This is a genomic window from Lentzea sp. NPDC051213, from assembly GCF_044455585.1.
Classification (GTDB): Bacteria; Actinomycetota; Actinomycetes; order Mycobacteriales; family Pseudonocardiaceae; genus Lentzea.
Window position 1 is genome coordinate 100,319 of record NZ_JBITEX010000011.1, and the last position, 20,263, is coordinate 120,581.

Below are 20,263 nucleotides of genomic sequence, written 5' to 3' on the forward strand. Positions count from 1 at the left end.
CCTTGGACGAGGGGGACGCCCATGGCCGACAGTCCTGTTTTCAACCCACCAGGCAAAGACGACGTATTCCTTCCGCCGATCTTCACCTGGCGTGAGCCGTTCGGGTTGCCGTACAACCTCGAGATCACCAAGCCGATGGTGCTGCTGGTGCTCTCGGTCGTGATCATCGTGGTGTTCTTCCTGGCCACCACCAGGAAGCTGAGGCTCGTACCGAGCCGCTGGCAGTTCGCCGCCGAGTCGGTCTACGACTTCGGGCGCAACTCCATCGCACGAGAACAGATCGGCGCGAAGGAGTTCGCGCCCTACGTGCCGCTGATCGTCAGCATCTTCTGCTTCGTGCTGGTGAACAACCTCTACGGGTTGATCCCGCTGGTCCAGTTCCCGTCGTTCACGCACATCGGGTTCCCGGCGGCGGTGGCGCTGATCATCATCTTCCCGCTCTACCACTACGTGGGCATCAGGAAGTTCGGGCTGCGCGGCTACCTGCGCAACCAGTTCATCATCCCGGACGTGCCGAAGCCGGTGCTGTGGGGACTGCTGATCCCGACCGAGATCATCCTCAAGTTCTTCTTCGACCCGGTGAACCTCGCCATCCGGGTGTTCGCGGCGATGTTCGCGGGCCACCTGCTGGTGCTCGTGTTCACCCTCGGCGGCGAGTTCCTGTTGCTGCAGAGCAACATCTGGCTCAAGCCGATCTCCGCGCTCGGCTTCGGGCTGGCGATCGCGATCACCTTCCTGGAGGCGTTGATCCAGGTGTTGCAGGCGTACATCTTCGCGACGCTCTCGGCACACTTCATCGGCCGCGCATTGGCCGAACAGCACTAAGGGCGCTGGCACACCAGGTGCAGCGACTCCTCCGGCATGGCGCCGGGGTAGGACGGCGTGAAGACCGGACGGCTCCGGCGCACCACGCGCAGGCCGACGTTGCCGAGGTGCTCCTCGAACCTGTCCTCGGAGAACGAGGACACCTCGATCTCCTGGCCCATCCAGGGCAGGCGGACCTGTTCGACGTCGATGGCCACGGTGGCCAGGAAGAAGTGGCCACCGGGCCGCAGCCACGCCGACACGCGGCCGAGGGTCTGGATGATCTCCGCCTGGGACATCTGCAGCAGCGAGAAGACCGCGCAGATCACGTCCCACGAACCGGGCGGCGACTCGAAGTCGCGGATGTCGATCTTGTGGAACGCCGCGTCCGGGACCTGTTCGGTCGCGATGTCGACCATCACCGGGGAGACGTCGAGGCCGGTGACCTTCATGCCCGCCTTGGCGAGCGTGCGGGCGACCGGGACGCCGGTGCCGCAGCCGATGTCGAGTACGCGCGAGCCCGAGGGCTGCGTCGCCGCGAACCAGGCGAGGGTGCCGTGCAGTGCGGGCTGGTGCGACCAGGCTCGCTGGTACTCCAGTCCTAACGTGTCGAACACCTCGGCCGCGTTCATGTTCGCCCCCTCATTTCGGCCCAATCCACCTGATGTGAAGTGTGGAGAAGGTCTCTGCACGGACTCTGGATGGCTTCTGGACGAAAACTGACGGTAGGTTGCTAACTGAACGCGGACAGCGACGAAGTGAGACAAAGGGTGCAGAACGAGTTGCGCGTCAGCATGCTGGGCGCGCTCGCGGCGACGGTGAACGGCAAGGACCTCACGCTGGGGCCGCCGCGGCAGAGAGCCGTGCTCGCGGTGCTCGCCTTGCGCGCCAACCACGTCGTGTCCCGCAGCGAACTGATCGACGCTGTCTGGGGCGACGATCCGCCGGCGAGCGCGGACAACGGCATCCACACCTACGTCGCTGGTCTGCGCCGTCTCTTCGAGCCGGACAGGGCCTCGCGCGCGCCGAGTTCGGTGCTGCTCTCGACGGACGCTGGATACTTGCTGAGACTGCCTTCAGACGTGAGTGACGTCGCCCAGTTCCGCGCGCATCTGGACGAGGCGAGCCGTCTGCGGGACAAGCCGGCCGAGGCCGTCAGTGCGTTCGACGCCGCGCTGGGCCTGTGGCGTGGCCTCGCACTGGACGGTGTGCCAGGACCGTTCGCCGCGGTGGAACGCGCGCGCCTCGCCGAACTGCGCCTCACGGCCGTGGAGCAGCGCGCCGCGTTGATGCTCGCCGTTGGGCGTGAGACGGAGGTGGCGGGGGAGCTCACCACTCTCATCAGCGCGCATCCGCTGCGAGAGCGGTTGCACGGTCTGCTGATGTCCGCTCTGTACCGCGGCGGCAGGCAGGCCGAGGCGTTGGCCGTCTACACGGACTTACGCCGGTTGCTGATCGAAGAGCTCGGCATCGAGCCCGGCCCGGAACTGCGTCAGCTCCACGAACAACTGCTCGTCGGCCGCCACGACCCGCAACCGGTCCCCGTGGCACCGGTGCTGGTCCCGGTGCAGCTGCCGCACGAGATCCGCGACTTCACCGGCCGCGAGAAGGAACTCGCGAAGCTCACCGAGGTCGTGCCCCACGACCATTCCCCGGTGCTGGTCGCGATCACCGGCACCGGCGGCGTCGGCAAGACCGCGCTGGCCGTCCGGTTCGCGCACCAGGTCGCCTCCCGGTTCCCCGACGGCCAGCTGCACGTCGACCTGCGCGGGTTCGACGCGTCCGCACCGCCAGTGCAGCCCGCCGCCGCGTTGCACCAGCTGCTGCAGAGCCTCGGCGTGCCGGCCGAACGCATCCCGGACGACCTGCCCGCGAAGTCCGCGCTGTACCGCAGCGTGCTGGCGGGCAAGAGGGTCCTGGTGCTGCTCGACAACGCCCGTCTCGCCGAGCAGGTGCGCCCGCTGCTCCCAGGCCGTTCCTCGTCGATGGTGCTGGTGACCTCCCGCAACCACCTCGGCGGACTGGTCGCGCGCGACGGCGCGCACACGGTGACGCTGTCGACCCTGACCCGCGACGAAGCGCTGGCCCTGCTGACCTCCGCGGTGGGCGCGGACCGCGTCGCCGCCGAACCTTTCGCGGCCGCGAAGCTCGTCGAACTGTGCGGCCACCTGCCGCTGGCCGTGCGCATCGCGGCCGAACGGGTGGTCACCCGACCCCATCTGACGCTGGCCGACCTGGCAGGCGACCTGGCCGACGAACGCGACAGGTTGAACGTGCTGGCGACGGGCGACGACGAGGACACGGCCGTCCGCGCGGCGTTCTCCTGGTCGTACCTGGCCCTGAAACCGGACGCGGCCAGGATGTTCCGCCTGATGGGCCTGCATCCGGGCGCCGAGATCAGCCTGCCCGCGGTGGCGGCGCTGGTCGGCGTGCCCGCGTCCCGCGCGCGAACGTTGCTGGACGTGCTGGCAGGCGGGCACATGCTGGAGGAGGTGGCCCGCGGCCGGTTCCGCCTGCACGACCTGCTTCGTCTGTACGCCACCGAACTCAGCGCCACCGAGGAGTCGTCGGAAGGCCGCGACGAGGCCGTGAAACGCCTGCTCGGGTGGTACTTCGACACCGCGAACGCCGCCGGCACCGTCATCTCGCCGCCGGACCACCCGTCGTTCCTGCTGCCCCCACTGTCCACTCAGGACTTCAGCTCGCACGACGAGGCGTTCACCTGGTGCCGCAAGGAGTCCTCGAACCTGCTGGCCGTCTCCCGGCTGGCCGACGACCAGCACTCGCCGACGGCGTGGCAGATCCCGGTCGCCCTGTGGAACTACTTCATTGTCTCGAGCGCACTCGACGACTGGACCCGCACGTACCGCGTGGCCGAACGCACCGCGGCCCGCGACGGCAATCAGGCCGCGCGCGCGTGGGCGGTGCACGGCCTGGGCCTGTCCGCCTTCCGCGGCCAGCGCTTCGCCGACGCCCTGGAACTCTTCGACCGCGCGCTGTCGATCCGCCGCGAGATAGGCGACGCGGTCGGTGCCGCGTGGAGCCTCACCGGCCTCGGCATGGCCTACGGCGGCCTGCGTCAGTTCGACCTGGCCGTCGACAGGTTCAGCGAGGCACTGGAGGGGCACGCCGAGGTCGGCTCGTGGTTCGGCGAGGGTGGCACCCGGCTGTTCCTCAGCGACATCCTGCGCTCGGCCGGCCAGTACGAGTCGTCGCTGGCCTCCGCCCGCACGGCCTTCGAGCTCTTCGACTCCCACGACGCCGTGCACGGCAAGGCGATGGCCCTGGTCAGCATCGGCTGGGCACAGCTGAAGTCGGCCGCGCGGGTCGAGGCCCGCGACTCGTTCCGGCACGCGCTGGAGTTCCTGCGGGTGCTGGGTGACCGCAAGAGCCTCGCGGAGGCGTTGCACGGGCTGGGTGAGACGAGCGCTGGGCAGCCGGATGTGGCGCGGACGCATCTGCTGGAGGCGTTGGCGATCTACGAGGATTACGACCATCCGCTGACGCCGGAAGTTCGGGCGCGGCTGCACGAGTTGGCGAGCCTCTAAGGGAGATCCCCGATGTGCGCGGCCTGACATGTAGGCAAGCTACACATCATGCAGAAAAGCGCGAGAACCCTCCTGGTGTGGCTGCACGTCGTCACCTCCGTGGGCTGGCTCAGCCAGGCCGTGGCGCTGCTGACCCTCCTGCTCTACGGCATGAAGACGAGCGACCTCAACGCCTTCAAGATGGCACGGGTGCTCGACCACCAGGTGCTCGCGATCATGGCCAACACCAGCGCGTTCACCGGCTTCATGCTCAGCGCGACGACACCGTGGGGCTACTTCCGGCACTGGTGGGTGCTCGGGAAGTTCGTGATCACCATCAGCCAGCTCTACATCGGCATCTTCATCCTCAGCGGCAACCTCCACCAAGCCGCAGAAGGTCACCACAGCGCGTGGATGCCCGTCGGCACGGCGCTCATGATCGGCGCGATCGCGTTCCAGACCTGGCTCAGCGTCGCCAAGCCGTGGGGCCGCACGCCGTGGGCCGACCCGAAGGTCAAGTTGCCCACGGCGAGCGCGACCACGTTCCTGCTGGCACTGGCGATCCCCGCGGCCGACTTCGCGATCAGCCTCTACACGGGCTGGCCGATGCCGTTCCTCATGCTGATCACGGTGATCGGGTACTCGGTCAGGCGGGCCGCCACGGGCTCGCGCCGGTCGTCGGGCGGGTCGGGTCGTGGAACTTCGGCAGGTCCGGTTCGTCCAGCCGCAGCGGCACGAGGCCCTCGGTGATCGCGCGCATGATCCGCTCGTGGGCGCGGCGGGCGTCGCCCATGGTCTCGGCGTTCAGGTCCGAGAGTTCTACGGGCTTGCCGAAGTGCACTTTGAGGACGGGGCGGCGCCGCACCGACGACAGCCACGACGTCAGGTAGGGCAGGAAGTCCTTCCAGCCGCTGACCCGCAGGTTGCCCCAGTACACCGCCTCGTGGGCGCCCCACTGGCTGATCGGGACCACCGGGATGCCGCCACCGAGCGCCATGCGGGCGACGCCGGTCTTGCCGCGCTCCGGCCACATGCCGGGGTCCAGGCTGATCTTGCCCTCGGGGTAGACGGCGATCGGGTCGCCGCCCTTCTGCAACGCCTCGACGGCGCGGTGCATGGCCTCGCCGACGTTCGCGGACGCGCGGTCGACGCGCAGGTGGCCGCACGCCTTGAGGGCCGGGCCCATGATCGGCGCGTCCAGCAGGCCGCCGGCGAGCATGAAGCGCGGGTTGACGCCGATCTTGCGGCAGGCCGCGATGAGGACCATCGGGTCGAGGTTGCCGATGTGGTTGGACGCGAGCAGCAAGGGCTTGCCGATGAGCTCCGGCGGGATGTCGCCCGATACCTCGAGCTTGCCGGTCAGCGCGATGAGGCCCCGGTCGATCACCATGAGCACGCGCCAGAAAAGCGGTGTGGACACGGCGGGCAGCGTACGGCGTGTCGAGACGACGCCGTAGCGGATCCGGGGAACCATGAGGACCGGAAAGCGTCCCAGTTGCAAATGATGCTGGTGAGACGCGAGGGACTACCTTATACACATGGCCGGGCGTACAGGGACTTCACGCAAGACCACGTCACGCGGCAAAACAGCTGCCAAGCCGCGGGCGCGGTCCACCGCGTCCCGCAAGCCCGCTCCACGCAAGAGTAGCGGTGCTATCAGCGCTGTGTGGGGCGCCTTGGGACGTGGTGTCGGCAGCATCGTGCGCACCGTCAGCCGCACCAAGGACCTTGATCCCGAGCACCGTCGCGACGGACTCGGGCTGCTGCTGATCGCGCTCGCCGTGATCACCGGTGCCGGCGTCTGGTGGCAGGCGGGCGGGCCGGTCGGCGGGTGGGTCGACGTCGCGGTGCGCAGCTCCGTCGGGTTCCCCGCGGTGTTCGTGCCGGTCCTGTTGCTCGGCATCGGCATCACGCTGATGCGCACGGACCCGAAGCCGGAGGCGCGGCCGCGCTACATCATCGGCTCGCTGCTCGTCGCGATCGGCGTGCTCGGCATGTTCCACCTCGTCGGCGGGCTGCCGATGGACCCGATCGAACGCCGCACCGCCGGTGGTGCGCTCGGGTATCTCGCCGGCGGGTTCCTGGCGCAGGGCCTCACGCCGTGGGTCGCCGGGCCGTTGCTGGTCCTGATCTTCGCGTACGGCCTGCTGGTCGTGACGCACACGCCGATCCGCCAGCTGCCCGAACGCCTGAGCTCGTTGCTGCACCCCGGTGCGAAGAAGGACGACGAGGAGCAGGCCGAGGACGAAGAGGCCGAGGAGCCGAAGCCCGTCCGGTTGCGCCGGCCCAGCAGGCGCCGCCAGGCCGCGGTGCCCGCCGAGGAGGAGACGCAGGCCGAGCTGCCGCTGGAGGAACCGGAGGCGCCCAAGCCGGCTGCCAAGGAGCCCAAGGAGAAGAAGGCTCCGGCGATGGCCGTGCGCGCGGTCGAGGGTGCCTACCAGCTGCCGCCGCCGAACGTCCTCAAGGACGGCGACGCGCCGAAGACCCGCAGCAAGGCGAACGACCTCATGATCGAGGCGATCTCCGGTGTGCTGGACCAGTTCTCGATCGACGCGCAGGTCACCGGCTTCACCCGAGGCCCGACGGTCACCCGGTACGAGGTCGAGCTCGGCCCCGGCGTGAAGGTCGAGAAGATCACCGCGCTGACCAAGAACATCGCGTACGCGGTGGCGACGGACAACGTGCGCCTGCTGGCGCCGATCCCCGGCAAGTCGGCGGTCGGCATCGAGGTGCCGAACAGCGACCGCGAGATGGTGCGGCTGGGCGACGTGCTGCGCGCGCCGTCCACGGTCAAGGACACGCACCCGATGGTGATCGGCCTCGGCAAGGACATCGAGGGCCACATGGTCACCGCGAACCTGACGAAGATGCCGCACCTGCTGGTCGCGGGCTCCACGGGTTCCGGTAAGTCGTCGTTCGTCAACTCGATGCTGGTGTCGCTGCTCGCCCGCGCGACGCCGGACGAGGTCCGGATGATCCTGATCGACCCGAAGATGGTCGAGCTGACGCCGTACGAGGGCATCCCGCACCTGATCACCCCGATCATCACGCAGCCGAAGAAGGCCGCGGCCGCGCTGGCGTGGCTCGTCGAGGAGATGGAGCAGCGCTACCAGGACATGCAGGTCAACCGGGTGCGCCACGTCGACGACTTCAACCGCAAGGTGAAGTCCGGCGAGATCACCGCGCCGCCCGGTTCCGAGCGCGTCTACCGGCCGTACCCGTACATCATGGCGATCGTCGACGAGCTCGCGGACCTGATGATGACCGCACCACGCGACGTCGAGGACGCGATCGTCCGGATCACGCAGAAGGCGCGTGCGGCGGGCATCCACCTGGTGCTCGCGACGCAGCGGCCGTCGGTCGACGTCGTCACCGGCCTGATCAAGACGAACGTGCCGTCCCGGCTGGCGTTCGCGACGTCGTCCCTGACGGACTCACGGGTCATCCTGGACCAGCCGGGCGCGGAGAAGCTGATCGGCATGGGCGACGCCCTGTACCTGCCGATGGGCGCCTCGAAGCCGGTGCGCATCCAGGGCGCGTTCGTCGGCGACGAGGAGATCTCCTCGATCGTCGAGTTCACCAAGAACCAGGCGCAGCCCGAGTACACCGACGGTGTCACGGCGCAGAAGGCCGCCGAGAAGAAGGAGGTCGACGCCGACATCGGCGACGACCTCGAGTTGCTCATCCAGGCGACCGAGCTGATCGTCACGTCGCAGTTCGGCTCGACGTCGATGCTGCAGCGCAAGCTGCGCGTGGGGTTCGCGAAGGCGGGGCGCCTCATGGACCTGCTGGAGACCCGTGGCGTGGTCGGTCCGTCCGAGGGCTCGAAGGCACGCGAGGTGCTGATCAAACCGGACGAGCTCGACTCGGTGGTCTACCTGATGCGCGGAGGCGGCCCCGCCGACGTCGACGAGGACGAGTAGTCAGTTCAGTCCGGCCTGCTGGATCGAGGTGGCGGTCGAAGCGCTGCTGCCGCCGAACTCGCGCACGGCCTTGTAGTAGAGGTCGGCCGTGCGCTTGCACGTCCAGCTGCCGCCGCAGATCCCGTACATGTCGGACTTGAAGCGGTTGTCGATGCGCAGCCGGTTCGCCTCGTTGAACCGCGACTGCCGCTTGTAGTTGCGGTAGCCGAAGTCGTGCCGGTGGCAGGCCGGCAGGAACCGGAAGCCGAAGGGGTTGTCCGGCGAGTACGAGCAGCCGTCCGACGACCAGTCGAGCTGGCCGGGGAAGGGCTGCTGTGCGCGCAGTGCGGTGAACTGGCTGACTGTCTTGGTGAAGATGTACTCGTCGGTCACCGCAACGATGTCCACGGCCTGGGCCGGTGCACCTGTGAAGATCAGGGCCAAGGACGCGGCGGCACCCACGAATGCCGAGCGCAGGGTCTTCGACATGGCGAGCTCCTCGGATGTGAGCAGGGTCTCGCCAAGTTGTAGCGGGTGATCGACTGTCCACGGTAGACACGATCTGATGAACGTCAGGTGATCATGTCCCTAGCGATGTGACCGCATGCGATCGCTGTGGCCACACGAAGTTCGCGCGGTAGGCCAAGTGCGTGAAGCATCTCGTTGTCCGCTACTCCGCCGAGCAGATAGCCGCCCAGCTTCTGCTCCGCCAAACGGAGGCAGATGCTCTGGGCGGCGGCTCCGGCTTCGATCAGGCCGAACCGTCCTGCTCGCTCTCCGTACTTCTCGAACGCCTCGTTGTCTTTTAACACAAGCACTATCGCGAGAGGGGGCACCTCGGGCGTGCCGAGGATCTCCGCCAGGTCCTCCGGCGCCGGGCCGATGTCCTGGAGGGCGTGCCGTCGCACGTCGTAGCGGACCGCCCGGCCGTTGAAGAACGCGTAGCAGCGCAACGGGTTCAGGCCGCCGGCGGAGGGGAAGCTGTTGTCTCCCAGCGCGCCGAGGATGGTGCCGAGCTGCTTGTCCGTCAACGGCGTGCCGGCGAACTCCCGCGAGCTCTTCCGGTTCTGGAACAGCCTCTGCAGCCGGTCTTTGGGCTTCGGCAGCGGTCGAGGCGCGGCAGGCAGCTCCAGCGGGTCGATCAACGGCGGCTGCGGCCGGAAGTCGCGCAGCCGGTCGCCGAGCCTGCGCTGGTGCAGCGGCGAGAACCGGCTCGCGGCCCAGAAGTCGTCGAACATCGGTCACCCCAGCGGATGCGGTGCGGGATTGGGGAACACGCCCGGCGAGGCGTGCGGGTAGCGCCAGTCCAGCTCTCGCGCGCGGCCGGCGAGGTGAGGCCAGCGGTGGTCGGAGTGCAGCGGCGCCAGGTCGGGGGAGAGCACGCGGACGCAGTGCAGGCCCACGGCCGACAGCTCCGGCGTGGTCAGCTCCCGGTAGGCGAGCCGGACTCCGCGGCGGTCGAGAGCGTGCACCAGTTCGGTCAGTTCCTCTTTGGTGCCAAGGGCTTCGGCGTCCTGCGGCGGGTCGGTCTCGAAGCCCCTCCACCACGGCAGCGCGTCCCACTCGTCAGGGCGCGTCGCGTAGTACACGGCGTGCTTGTCGAAGTCGGTGACCTCGCCGATCGGCTCGTCGCCGTTGCGTGCCAGCCACACCTCGATGAACACCGTGCCCTGCACCCACTCCTCGTAAGCCTTGCGCAGGGCCTCCTCGACCGTGGCCCGGCAGGCGAGACCGAGCGTGGGCCGCGGCCTCCCGGCGATCGGCAGCGATCCCGCGACGGCGATCACCGGGTGCGGGCTGTAGGCGGGCGTGAGGTCGAACGCCTGCGCTCCGTTCGGAAGGTCGGCCGGGATTTGTTGCGGTGCAATGGAATGCAGCCAGGTCGTGGTGAACGCGTCGCGCTCGACCAGCTCCTGGGTGGCCCTGAGGAGCGCGCTCGTGGTGGACGGCCCGGCGGCGAGTCCGGACGAGGTCGCGGGCAGGCCGTAGCCGGCGTCGAGGCCGACGAGCCCGGCGGGGACGCGGATCGGTTCGTTGCCGGGCAACGTCCACGCCCGCGTGTACTTCGTGTCGACGTATCCCTTGCGGTAGCGGTAGTTCGGGTGCACGCGCTGCTCGACCGTGTGCAGGCTGAAGTGCTCCAGCGGCCAGCACGGCCCGTCCGTGACGATCTCCAGCGGTGCCCGCGCGGCGGCATGCCGTTCGAGCGCCTCCGCCACGGCCGCGATCCTCGACGTGCCACCGGAAGTGCCGCCGGTGGCGAACGGCTCCGGCACGGCCGCCCAGCCCTCGACGTCCACATCGGACAGACTGTGCGGCACGGGCTGCAGTTGCGACACCACACCCTGCCGCCAGCCGACCGCGCGCTCGATCAGCGCCTCCGCGACCGTCTTCACCGCTTCCTCCGGTAGTGCCGGAAGATCCAGTACCCGAGACCCAGCGCCCCGCCGACGTAGAGCACGCCGACGACCCACGCGGCTATCACGTCGACGCTCGCGATCGGTCCCAGCATGAACAGCACGACGAACGGCTCCAGACACCACAGCAGGGCCCAGCCGAGCAGTCGCCGCGCGCTGCCGAAAGGTTTCGGCGAGGTGGAGATGGACCCGGCGGCGAGCGCCCACACCAGCGCGAGCACGAAGCCCCCGACCCACCAGGCCCAGTGCAGGTCGAAGATCGCACCCCACGTGACGATCGGCAGCACGATGACGAGGAGCGGGTAGATCGCGGCGGGCAGCACCAGCAGGCTGCGCGGTTTCTCGAGCTCTTTGGTGTCCTCGTACAGGGCTGCCGGGATGTGCACGGCCGCGCCGACCGAGGAAACCGCGCAACAGCAACAACAGCAGCAACAAGTGGGTGTGGCGGCGTTGGCAGCGGCCGCACCGGGCGAGAACTGGTCAGGTAACCGTACTGCTGTCGCGTTCATGGTCCCCCCAAGGAAGTGACACCCGCCCGAACTCCACCTTCGGGCAGACCTCGCACCCGGCCGCGGGCAGCACGCTCTCGCGCGTCGTCGTGAACTCGTCGAGGTTGACGGTCACGACCGCGTCGAGCAGCGCCAGCGAGCCGGTGCGGATGTTCTGGATCGCCTGCAGCGCAAGCGAGATCGGGAAGTCGTACGTCATCGCCGCCGGATGCCGGGGAGGCGGAGGATCCCCCCACCGCCGCCCCGCCCGCACCGCGAGGCACGCCAGGCACGCACCCGCACCGGGCACCACGAAGGGCCCGATCGCGGACGTGTGGTGGTACGCGAGGTCCAGCAACAGGTGCGGGACCTTCGTCTCGCGCGCCACCTCGACCAGGTCGAGCAGCGTGCCGGTGGTCCGCACAACGAGCAAGAGGTCCGGATCGTCGTTGTGCGGCAACCGCTCCACCAGCCCGGCGGGTGCTTCACCGACGACGCGGGTACCGACCCCCATCGGCAACGCGTCATCGGCGGGCAACCCCGCCGGGCGGAGAGCGCCCAGGGTCCTCAGCTGGGCCACGTGCCGGCGAACCGGTTCCCCCAACCGGCTCTCGTCGACCGTTCGAGCCACTCCCCTCAAAACTGGCTCGAACAGGCCGGCCAGCGCCACGGCCACCGCCCTGGGCAGGTCTGGAATCAGGTATGCGAGGTCGGCCCCCGCGTAGACGACAAGGCCTTCGTCTCTTATCTGGGCGTGCCAGGCGGGATCAGCGACCAGGCTCATCCTCGTCCCCCCTCAGCAGGAAACTCTCGATCTCCTGCTCGCTCGGCAGATCTCCCGCCGGATCCATCAGGTTCTCGGCGATCGGCGGCAGCGGCTGCTCCGCCCACGCCGGCTGGTAGTCCTCGCTGGGCAGCAGCCCGTGCCGTGACGCGAACTCCTCCGCCGCGTCCCGGATCGACTCCCGCAGCGTCCCCACCACGGCGGTCTCCGCCGTGTAGGTCAGCTCGACCAGCAACGCCCGCACGTTCTCCAGCTGGTTCTCGTCACCGGCCTTGCGGGCGAGCTCCGGCCAGAACTGCCGCTCGAACAACCGCACGAAGTCCGCCGCCACCGCGTCGGTCGCCGTGCGCAGGCGCGTGAAGCTGTCCATGACGTCATCGCTGGGCACCCTGAGGCCGGCAAGCCTGCCGCCCGCTTCGAGTGCCCAGCGACGCGCGTGCGGCCAGCCGTACTTCCACCGCACCAAGCCCAACCGCATAGCCCGGAGGAGGAGTCGCGGTTGGACATCTCCCATCGGAATCAGGTGCTTGATGTCGCGCACCTTGATCCGAACCCAGTCGTCGGGCCCCTCGGTCTCCCCCATGCCGAGAACCGCGGCGACCGACTCGCCCTTCTCGCGTGCCGTGATGAGTTCGGCGATCGCCGGCAGCGAGAACCCCCGCTGCTGCAACCGCTGCACCAACGTCAACCGCTCGACGTGCGAGGCGTCGTAGAACGCCACGCGCCCCTGCCGTCTCGGCGCGTGCAGCACACCCTTCGTCTGGTACATGCGAATGGTGCTGCTGGGCAGGCCGATCCGGGTGGCGAGCTCGTCGACGGTCAGCGATTCGGGCACGGCGTTGATCCTGGCGCGCCCTGGCTCGTCGAGTCAAGACTCTTCGAGTAATTACTCGAAGAGTTACAACTCCAGGAGCATCCGGCTGTTGCCGAGCGTGTTCGGCTTCACGTAGCTGAGGTCGAGGAACTCGGCGACACCCTCGTCGACCGACCGCATGATCTCCTCGTAGACCTCGGGGCTGACCGGCGTGCCCTCGATCTCCACGAACCCGTGCTTGGCGAAGAACCGCGTCTCGAACGTCAGCACGAAGATCCGCGCGAGCTGCAGCTCCTTGGCCGTCGCGATGAGTTGCGCCACGATCCGGTGCCCCACGCCCCTGCCGAGCGCCATGGGGGAGACGGCCACGCTTCGGATTTCGGCCAGGTCCTCCCACATCACGTGCAGGGCGCCGCAGCCGAGCAGCTCGCCGTCGTCCTCGGCCACCCAGAACTCCTGGACCGCCTCGTACAGCGTGACCAGCGGTTTGGCCAGCAGGACCTTGCCGGCGTACCCGTCGATCAACGCCCTGATGGCGCGCACATCGCTGGTGCGGGCGCGCCGCACGACTACCCCACTGGTCACGATCGCCAAGTATGAGCCTGCTGCCCGACGGGGTGACCGGCAGCGTTCCGAGTGGTGGAGTGTGGATCTGGATGCGACTAGAAGGCGATCTGTGCGGTTTACTTGCGCAGAACAGCCTGAGAGAGACCGCAGGAGGTGTGTTGAGATGCTGAGGAGCTTCCGCCTGGGCAACCATCGCTCGTTTCGTGACGAGCATGAGTTGTTGCTCATGCCCACCTACTCGAAGGATCGGCTCGTACTGCCGGTCGCGGCGATCTACGGCGCGAACGCCTCCGGCAAGTCGAACCTGCTCGACGGGCTGCGGTTCATGGCCGAAGCCGTGCGGGACTCGTTCGGTGTGTGGAAGTCCGGGGCAGGTGTACCGCGCCACCCGTTCAAGCTCGACCCGGAGGCGCGTGGCCGGTCGTCGGTTTTCGTTGTCGAGCTCGTGCTTGATGGCGTCCGATACACCTATGGGTTCGAGATTGATGACAGTCACGTCCGAGAGGAGTGGCTGTACAGCTATCCGGAGAAACGCAGGCGTGTGCTGTTCGAGCGCGCGGGTGGTGCTTTCAAGTTCGGTGCCAAGCTTGACCGGAAGTCCTTTTGGGATGACGCTGTCGACTTCATGAACCCGGAGGGGCTTTTCTTGAGCTTCGCCGGTAAGTCGACCGTCGAGCCTCTGGCTACGGTCTACAAGTGGTTTACCTCTCGTCTCCTGTTTCGGCTGGACGTTGGATCGGTGGACGAGGCGGGAATTATTGAATTTCTGCAAGGTGATTCGGCCGTGCGCAATGAGGTTATTTCGCTGGCGCGTGCTGCAGATTTTGGGATCTCGGATGTGCTGACCGTCGAGGAGGGTTTGGCTCCTGACGTCGAGGTCCGGGTGGAGCTGCGCCACGGTGTCAGTGACGAGCGCTTCGATCTGGCTGATGAGTCGGCAGGTACGCGTTCGTGGCTGAGCATGTTGCCCGCGGTGGTAGCTGCGCTGCGGGACGGCCGCACGCTCGTGATCGACGAGCTCGACACGAGTCTGCATCCGCTTCTGGCTGCGCGCCTCGTCGGGTTGTTCCACGATCCGGCCACGAACGCCAATGATGCTCAGTTGATCTTCACCACGCACGACGCGACATTGCTGCACCCTCCTTATCTGGATCAGGTTCTCGATCGTGACGAGGTCTGGTTCGCGGAAAAGGACGATACTGGGGCGAGCGACATCTATCCGCTCACGGATTTCAAGCCGCGCAACGAGGAAAACCTGGAACGTCGTTACCTGGCTGGTCGATATGGCGCTGTGCCCACGTTCTTCGAGGAAGATTTCGCTGCGGCAGTTCGAGGTGACAGTGAGTCCGCGTGAGAACTCGGCCGGGCGACGTCCGCGGTGGCGTGGAGATCGTCCTGGCCGCATTCTCGTTGTCTGCGGCGGTCAACGAACCGAACCGGACTACTTCTCCGGGCTCAGGCGGGTGCGTCGTGCTCTGATCGAGGTCACGCACAAGACTGATTCCCCGCGAAACCTCGTCCGGTACGCGAACAAGATCTTCAATGAAGCCGAGTACGACGCGGTGTGGTGTGTTGTGGATGTCGACGACTTCGACATCGAGGCAGCGAAGACCCTTGCTCAGACGAACGCCGTGGAGCTGGCGGTGTCGGAACCGTGCTTCGAGCTCTGGCTGTTGTTGCACTTTGCCGACCACAATGCCTACGTCGCCAACTACAAGGCTGCTCGCCCACTGTTGGCCAAGCACGTACCCGGCTATGACAAGAAGCTCGACTTCGGAAGGTTCGACGCTGGAGTGGAGGTAGCGATCGCGCGGGCCAAGAAGCTTGGGCCAGGCAACCCGTCAACCGATGTGTGGCGCCTCGTCGAGGTGCTGTTGAAGCACTGAATTCAAGGTCTGACACCTCGGCCGGTTACGCTGAGCGCCGTGTCTTCTCCCACCACTCCGCGACGCGTGTCGCTGCTGACCCTGGGCTGTGCCCGCAACGAGGTCGACTCCGAAGAACTCGCCGGGCGCCTCGGCGAGGGCGGCTGGGAGCTGGTGGACGAAGACGCGGACGTGGTCGTCGTCAACACGTGCGGCTTCGTCGAGCAGGCGAAGAAGGACTCGGTCGACACGCTGCTCGCCGCGTCCGACACCGGCGCCAAGGTCGTCGCGGTCGGGTGCATGGCCGAGCGGTACGGCAAGGAGCTCGCGGACAGCCTCCCGGAGGCGGCCGCGGTCCTGGGCTTCGACCAGTACAACGACCTCGCCGAGCGCCTCAACGACGTGCTGCACGGCAAGGCGATCGAGTCGCACGTGCCGGTGGACCGCCGCACGCTGCTGCCGATCACGCCGGTCAAGCGCCAGGAGGCGGCGGCCGACGTGCAGGTGCCCGGCCACGGCTGGGGGCCCAAGGTCCAGCGCAAGCGGCTCGACGACGCCCCCGTGGCCCCGTTGAAGATCGCGTCCGGCTGTGACCGCAGGTGCAGCTTCTGCGCCATTCCGAGCTTCCGCGGTGCGTTCGTGTCGCGGCACCCGGACGAGGTCGTGGCCGAGGCCATGTGGCTGGCCGAGAACGGCGTGAAGGAGCTGTTCCTCGTCAGTGAGAACTCGACGAGCTACGGCAAGGACCTGCCGCGGGAGCAGGGTGCGCTGGAGCAGCTGCTGCCCCGGCTCGCGTCCATCCCCGGCATCGAGCGCGTGCGCGTCAGCTACCTGCAGCCGGCCGAGACCAAGCCCAGCCTCGTCGCCGCCATCGCGAAGACCGAGAAGGTCGCGAACTACTTCGACATGTCGTTCCAGCACTCCGCCGAGAACGTGCTGCGGCGGATGCGCAGGTTCGGCGACACCGACAGCTTCCTGAAGCTCGTGTGGCAGATCCGTGAGCACGCCCCCGAGGCGGGCATCCGCAGCAACTTCATCGTGGGCTTCCCCGGCGAGACCGAGGAGGACCTGCAGGAGCTGGAGCGGTTCCTGACCGAGGCCAGGCTCGACGCTGTCGGCATCTTCGGTTACTCGGACGAGGACGGCACCGAGGCGGAGAACCTCGACGGCAAGCTCGACGCCGACGCCATCGCCGAGCGCGTCCAGCGCATCGGCAACCTCGTCGAGGAGCTGACCAGCCAGCGCGCCGAGGACCGGGTCGGCTCCGAGGTCGTCGTGCTGATCGAGCAGGAAGAGGACGAGGAGAGCGACTGCGTCGGCCGGGCCGAGCACCAGGCGCCCGAGGTCGACGGCGAGTGCATCGTGATCGACGCCGAGGGCCTCAAGCGTGGCGACCTCGTGCGTTGCCGTGTGGTCGACTCCGAGGGCGTCGACCTGGTCGTAGAGGTCATCGCGACATGACAGAGGCCAGGAAGGTCCCGCTGCTCAACGTCGCCAACATCCTCACCATGGCGAGGCTGGCGCTCGTTCCGGTCTTCCTGTTCTCCCTCTTCGAGGCCGGTGGCTTCGACACCACGTGGCGGCTGATCGCGTTCGGGATCTTCGCCGTCGCGAGCTTCACCGACCACATCGACGGCACGCTCGCCCGCAAGCACGGGCTGATCACCGACTTCGGCAAGATCGCCGACCCGATCGCGGACAAGGCGCTCACCGGATCGGCGCTGGTCGGGCTGAGCATGCTCGACGTGCTGCCGTGGTGGATCACGATCGTCATCGCCGTGCGCGAGGTGGGCGTGACGCTGCTGCGGTTCTGGGTGATCCGGTACGGCGTGATCCCGGCCAGCCGCGGCGGCAAGGCCAAGACGCTGGCGCAGATCATCGCCATCGGCCTGTTCGTGCTCCCGCAGAACGACGTGCTGCAGTTCATCGCGTGGGTCGTCATGGCCGCGGCGCTGATCCTCACGATCGTGACGGGAATCGACTACGTCATCCGGGCGTTCAAGTTGAAGGCGAGGGCAGGTCGAGCGGTGGCATGAACATCGTCGAGTTGCTCAAAGCGAGAAACCAGACCGTCGCCACGGCCGAGTCGCTGACCGCGGGTCTGCTGTGCGCGACGATCGTCGACACACCGGGGGCGAGTGCCGTGGTCCGCGGTGGGTTGATCGTCTACGCCACCGAGCTCAAACACGAGCTCGCCGGCGTGGATCAGCAGTTGCTCGACGAGCACGGAGCCGTGCATCCCGACGTCGCGATCCAACTGGCCGAGGGAGCCCGGAAACGGTGCAAATCGGACTGGGGGATCGGGCTCACCGGGGTCGCCGGCCCCGATCCGCAAGATGGAGTCGCTCCAGGAACGGTCCACATCGGCTTGAGCGGGCCTGGAGTGTCCACAGTGCGGACAATCACGGTGAGTGGCGACCGCAAAGCGGTGCGTTTCACAGCTGTGGAAAAAGCGCTGGTCCTGCTGTCGGATTACCTGCTGATGGCCGGGGACGGGAACAAAGGATGACTCCGCGTTCGTTCGCCCTTGGCGGACGTGTTCGGAAGTCAGTGCCCGTTGTCGGTGTCGATCGGTAACGTAGGGACACGGCCGGCCGGAAGGAGGCGCGCGATGACCGTGCTGCTACGCGAGGCGATCGGTGATCGACTTCGCCATGCCCGCACCAACCAACGCCGCACGCTGCGCGAGGTCTCTCGGACCGCCCGCGTGAGCCTGGGGTACCTGTCCGAGGTGGAGCGCGGCCGCAAAGAGGCGTCCAGCGAGCTCCTCGCGGCCATCTGTGACGCGTTAGAGCTGCCGCTGTCCGAACTGCTGCACCACGTCGCCTCCGACATCGGCGCCGTCCAGCAGACGCCGGACACGGTGCCGGACACCGTCCCCGACGGTCGTGCGGAGCGCGGCAAGCTGGAGGGTGGCCGTGTGCTGCCGTCCACGCTTTCGGACGACCTGTCCGACCTGCGCCTGCAGCCGATGCTCAGTCACCGGCTCACGAGCAAGATCGGGGAGAGCCCGAAAGCCGTCGTCGCGGCATAAGACTGCCCTCAACCAAGTCGTTCCGGCCCCGCTTACCTGCAGGTGAGCGGGGTCGCTGGCATTTGTGGCCCCCAACACGTCACTCGCTGCAACAAGTTGGGGGACTCGCACGTTCAACAGGCAACGATCCCGCAGGCAACGGCTTGGCCACGGCGCGTGGGGTCACCGTGTCCGTGGGCGCGGGTGCGGGCAGGATTGGACGCCGTCAGGCGTGTTTTCCTAAGTCCAGGGGTGGGTCAGGGTGTTCCCGGATATCTCCCCGTCTTGGTGGAACCGCCGACGCACAATTGAGACGATGGATCCAACACCGGCACCGAGAAGGCAGGCGTAGGAGATGGCCAGTCCGTTCGTGAAGTTCTGGAAGTACCTCATGGCGGCGTTCTCATCGAAGATCGATGAGCACGCTGACCCGAAGGTGCAGATCCAGCAGGCCATCGAGGAGGCGCAGCGTCAGCACCAGGCGCTTTCTCAGCAGGCCGCGGCCGTGATCGGCAACCAGCGGCAGCTGGAGATGAAGCTGAACAGGCAGCTCGGCGACGTCGAGAAGCTGCAGGCCTCCGCACGTCAGGCGCTCGTGCTCGCCGACGAGGCGCGCTCGAAGGGCGACGAGCAGAAGGCCGCGCAGTTCGAGAACGCGGCGCAGGGCTTCGCGACCCAGCTCGTCACGTCTGAACAGGGCATCGAGGACCTCAAGACGCTGCACGACCAGTCGCTGGGGGCCGCCGCTCAGGCGAAGCAGGCGGTCGAGCGCAACTCGATGATGCTGCAGCAGAAGATCGCCGAGCGCACGAAGCTGCTCAGCCAGCTGGAGCAGGCGAAGATGCAGGAGCAGGTCTCCGCGTCGCTGACCCAGATGAGCGAGCTCGCCGCGCCCGGCAACGTGCCGTCGCTGGAAGAGGTCCGCGACAAGATCGAGAAGCGCTACGCGACCGCGCTCGGGTCCGCCGAGCTCGCCCAGAACTCGGTGCAGGGCCGGATGCTCGAGGTGCAGGCCTCGACCACGCAGATGGCCGGCTCCTCGCGACTGGAGCAGATCCGCGCGTCCATGCACGGCGGTCAGACGACCACGCCGCCGCAGGTGACGGCCGGCAACAGCGCGGCCGCGCAGATCCAGGCCGAGATCGCGCAGCGCGTGCAGCAGGAGCAGAAGACCACGCAGCAGCAGGTGCCGCCCGCCCAGAACTGAGGCAGGACGGCACAGGAGGAGTCAGCAGGTGATCATGGAGCCCTGGAGAAACCGTCCCAACAACGAGATCGTCCGCAAGGTCGTCAACGAGTTGGGTGCGTCGCTCCAGGGCCACCCGCTGGCCGAGCAGGCGCGGTACCGCCTCCAGAAGTGGAACGACCCGCGCGCCAAGCTCGAACGCAAGCGCAAGCGCACCAACGCCGTGCTGACGTTCTGGCTCGCTCTGATCACCATCTTCGGCACGCTCGCCGTCTTCGGCTTCACCGGCGTGCTCGGCACGTGGGCCTCAGTCAGCGGCACGATCGGTGCGGCCGTGCCCGCTCTACTGGCCGTGCGCAGCGGGTTCAAGCTGCGCGAGATCGGCGCCGCCCGTCAGCGCCTGGCGCTGGCTCCGCCTCCGGCGCCACGGCCGCCGTTGCCCGCGCACATCTCCTCGGCGCGCGTACCGATGGAGAAGCTGCACAGCGCCGAGGACGCGATGAACGACCTGCTGCGCCAGCTCGACTCGCCGATGCTCACAACGATGCCGACCGAGTCCGTCCAGCACGCCCGCCAGACCGCCCAGGAGGCCTCCACGGCCATCCGTGCCGTGTCCGCGCAGCTCCAGGCCGTGGAACGGGCGCGGGACACCGCGGCGCCGCTGGAGCGCACGCCGTTGGTCGAGGGCGTGCGGGTGCTCAGGATCCAACTGGCGGACGGCGTGGACCGCTACTGTGCGTTGGTGGCGGCCGCAGGTCAGGCGCTTGCGGCGAGCACGAGCTTCCAGGACCCGCGTTCGGTTCTGGACGATGCCACCGACCACATGGCAGGTCTCGCGTCGGCGATGCGAGACGTCTCAGGCTATTCAGCGTACTGAATGTAACTCTCTGTGATCG

General features: G+C 67.8%; 21 protein-coding genes. 12 read left to right on the top strand and 9 right to left on the bottom strand.

Annotated features, from left to right (window positions below):
- The first annotated feature begins 21 nt into the window (after positions 1-21).
- Positions 22-825 carry a F0F1 ATP synthase subunit A gene (atpB, locus tag ACIA8G_RS38790; RefSeq protein WP_396423764.1) on the top strand — a complete coding sequence of 268 codons (804 nt, stop codon included), beginning with the start codon at positions 22-24 and terminating at the stop codon, positions 823-825.
- Here atpB and ACIA8G_RS38795 read toward each other — a convergent pair.
- Positions 822-1,436, bottom strand: coding sequence for a class I SAM-dependent methyltransferase (locus ACIA8G_RS38795; RefSeq protein ID WP_396423765.1), 615 nt, complete (start codon positions 1,434-1,436; stop codon positions 822-824). The two genes, atpB and ACIA8G_RS38795, sit on opposite strands and share 4 nt — an antisense overlap.
- Positions 1,437-1,574: 138 nt before the next feature.
- Between ACIA8G_RS38795 and ACIA8G_RS38800 the strand changes: the two genes are divergently transcribed.
- On the top strand, positions 1,575-4,352 hold the full coding sequence (locus ACIA8G_RS38800; protein WP_396423766.1) for a BTAD domain-containing putative transcriptional regulator: 2,778 nt from the start codon (positions 1,575-1,577) through the stop codon (positions 4,350-4,352).
- A gap of 48 nt (positions 4,353-4,400) precedes the next feature.
- On the top strand, positions 4,401-5,081 hold the full coding sequence (locus tag ACIA8G_RS38805) for a hypothetical protein (protein ID WP_396423767.1): 681 nt from the start codon (positions 4,401-4,403) through the stop codon (positions 5,079-5,081).
- On the opposite strand, the gene ACIA8G_RS38810 is transcribed toward ACIA8G_RS38805, so the two are convergent.
- On the bottom strand, positions 4,978-5,805 hold the full coding sequence (locus tag ACIA8G_RS38810; protein ID WP_396423768.1) for a lysophospholipid acyltransferase family protein: 828 nt from the start codon (positions 5,803-5,805) through the stop codon (positions 4,978-4,980). The genes ACIA8G_RS38805 and ACIA8G_RS38810 overlap by 104 nt on opposite strands.
- Positions 5,806-5,869: 64 nt before the next feature.
- Between ACIA8G_RS38810 and ACIA8G_RS38815 the strand changes: the two genes are divergently transcribed.
- Positions 5,870-8,254: a DNA translocase FtsK 4TM domain-containing protein gene (locus ACIA8G_RS38815; protein WP_396423769.1), complete on the top strand. Its 2,385-nt coding sequence runs from the start codon at positions 5,870-5,872 to the stop codon at positions 8,252-8,254.
- Here the strand turns inward: ACIA8G_RS38815 and ACIA8G_RS38820 are convergent, their stop codons facing one another.
- From ACIA8G_RS38820 to ACIA8G_RS38850, 7 genes are all read right to left on the bottom strand, one after another.
- The gene (locus ACIA8G_RS38820; protein ID WP_396423770.1) at positions 8,255-8,722 is read right to left on the bottom strand and encodes a phospholipase; all 468 of its coding nucleotides are present in this window, start codon (positions 8,720-8,722) and stop codon (positions 8,255-8,257) included.
- 83 nt (positions 8,723-8,805) lie between these two features.
- Positions 8,806-9,471 carry a nitroreductase family protein gene (locus tag ACIA8G_RS38825; protein ID WP_396423771.1) on the bottom strand — a complete coding sequence of 222 codons (666 nt, stop codon included), beginning with the start codon at positions 9,469-9,471 and terminating at the stop codon, positions 8,806-8,808.
- Between the two features lie 3 nt (positions 9,472-9,474).
- Positions 9,475-10,629, bottom strand: coding sequence for a YcaO-like family protein (locus ACIA8G_RS38830; RefSeq protein ID WP_396423772.1), 1,155 nt, complete (start codon positions 10,627-10,629; stop codon positions 9,475-9,477).
- Positions 10,626-11,036 carry a hypothetical protein gene (locus ACIA8G_RS38835; protein ID WP_396423773.1) on the bottom strand — a complete coding sequence of 137 codons (411 nt, stop codon included), beginning with the start codon at positions 11,034-11,036 and terminating at the stop codon, positions 10,626-10,628. Before ACIA8G_RS38835 ends, ACIA8G_RS38830 begins: the two co-directional genes overlap by 4 nt.
- 94 nt (positions 11,037-11,130) lie before the next feature.
- Entirely contained in the window at positions 11,131-11,922 is a 792-nt protein-coding gene (locus ACIA8G_RS38840) for a hypothetical protein (RefSeq protein WP_396423774.1), read from the bottom strand.
- Positions 11,906-12,757, bottom strand: coding sequence for a MerR family transcriptional regulator (locus tag ACIA8G_RS38845; RefSeq protein ID WP_396423775.1), 852 nt, complete (start codon positions 12,755-12,757; stop codon positions 11,906-11,908). Before ACIA8G_RS38845 ends, ACIA8G_RS38840 begins: the two co-directional genes overlap by 17 nt.
- Positions 12,758-12,820: 63 nt before the next feature.
- On the bottom strand, positions 12,821-13,321 hold the full coding sequence (locus ACIA8G_RS38850; RefSeq protein WP_396423776.1) for an amino-acid N-acetyltransferase: 501 nt from the start codon (positions 13,319-13,321) through the stop codon (positions 12,821-12,823).
- 145 nt (positions 13,322-13,466) lie between these two features.
- On the opposite strand from ACIA8G_RS38850, the gene ACIA8G_RS38855 reads away from it, so the two are divergent.
- The 8 genes from ACIA8G_RS38855 to ACIA8G_RS38890 all read left to right on the top strand — a co-directional run bounded on the left by ACIA8G_RS38855 (position 13,467) and on the right by ACIA8G_RS38890 (position 20,244).
- A complete protein-coding gene (locus tag ACIA8G_RS38855; RefSeq protein ID WP_396423777.1) occupies positions 13,467-14,657 on the top strand; it encodes an ATP/GTP-binding protein in 1,191 nt (396 codons plus the stop codon).
- Entirely contained in the window at positions 14,587-15,189 is a 603-nt protein-coding gene (locus tag ACIA8G_RS38860; RefSeq protein ID WP_396423778.1) for an RloB family protein, read from the top strand. Before ACIA8G_RS38855 ends, ACIA8G_RS38860 begins: the two co-directional genes overlap by 71 nt.
- A 39-nt stretch (positions 15,190-15,228) precedes the next feature.
- Complete coding sequence (gene rimO, locus ACIA8G_RS38865; RefSeq protein WP_396423779.1) at positions 15,229-16,629, top strand: 30S ribosomal protein S12 methylthiotransferase RimO; 1,401 nt, start codon at positions 15,229-15,231, stop codon at positions 16,627-16,629.
- On the top strand, positions 16,626-17,204 hold the full coding sequence (pgsA, locus tag ACIA8G_RS38870) for a CDP-diacylglycerol--glycerol-3-phosphate 3-phosphatidyltransferase (protein WP_396423780.1): 579 nt from the start codon (positions 16,626-16,628) through the stop codon (positions 17,202-17,204). The genes rimO and pgsA overlap by 4 nt, the downstream gene beginning before the upstream one ends.
- Positions 17,201-17,677, top strand: coding sequence for a CinA family protein (locus ACIA8G_RS38875; protein ID WP_396423781.1), 477 nt, complete (start codon positions 17,201-17,203; stop codon positions 17,675-17,677). The genes pgsA and ACIA8G_RS38875 overlap by 4 nt, the downstream gene beginning before the upstream one ends.
- A gap of 102 nt (positions 17,678-17,779) precedes the next feature.
- Positions 17,780-18,202 (top strand): helix-turn-helix domain-containing protein, encoded by a 423-nt coding sequence (locus ACIA8G_RS38880; RefSeq protein ID WP_396423782.1) that lies wholly within the window; start codon positions 17,780-17,782, stop codon positions 18,200-18,202.
- Between the two features lie 334 nt (positions 18,203-18,536).
- On the top strand, positions 18,537-19,388 hold the full coding sequence (locus ACIA8G_RS38885) for a PspA/IM30 family protein (protein WP_396423783.1): 852 nt from the start codon (positions 18,537-18,539) through the stop codon (positions 19,386-19,388).
- A gap of 34 nt (positions 19,389-19,422) precedes the next feature.
- A complete protein-coding gene (locus ACIA8G_RS38890; RefSeq protein ID WP_396423784.1) occupies positions 19,423-20,244 on the top strand; it encodes a hypothetical protein in 822 nt (273 codons plus the stop codon).
- Positions 20,245-20,263 lie beyond the last annotated feature (19 nt).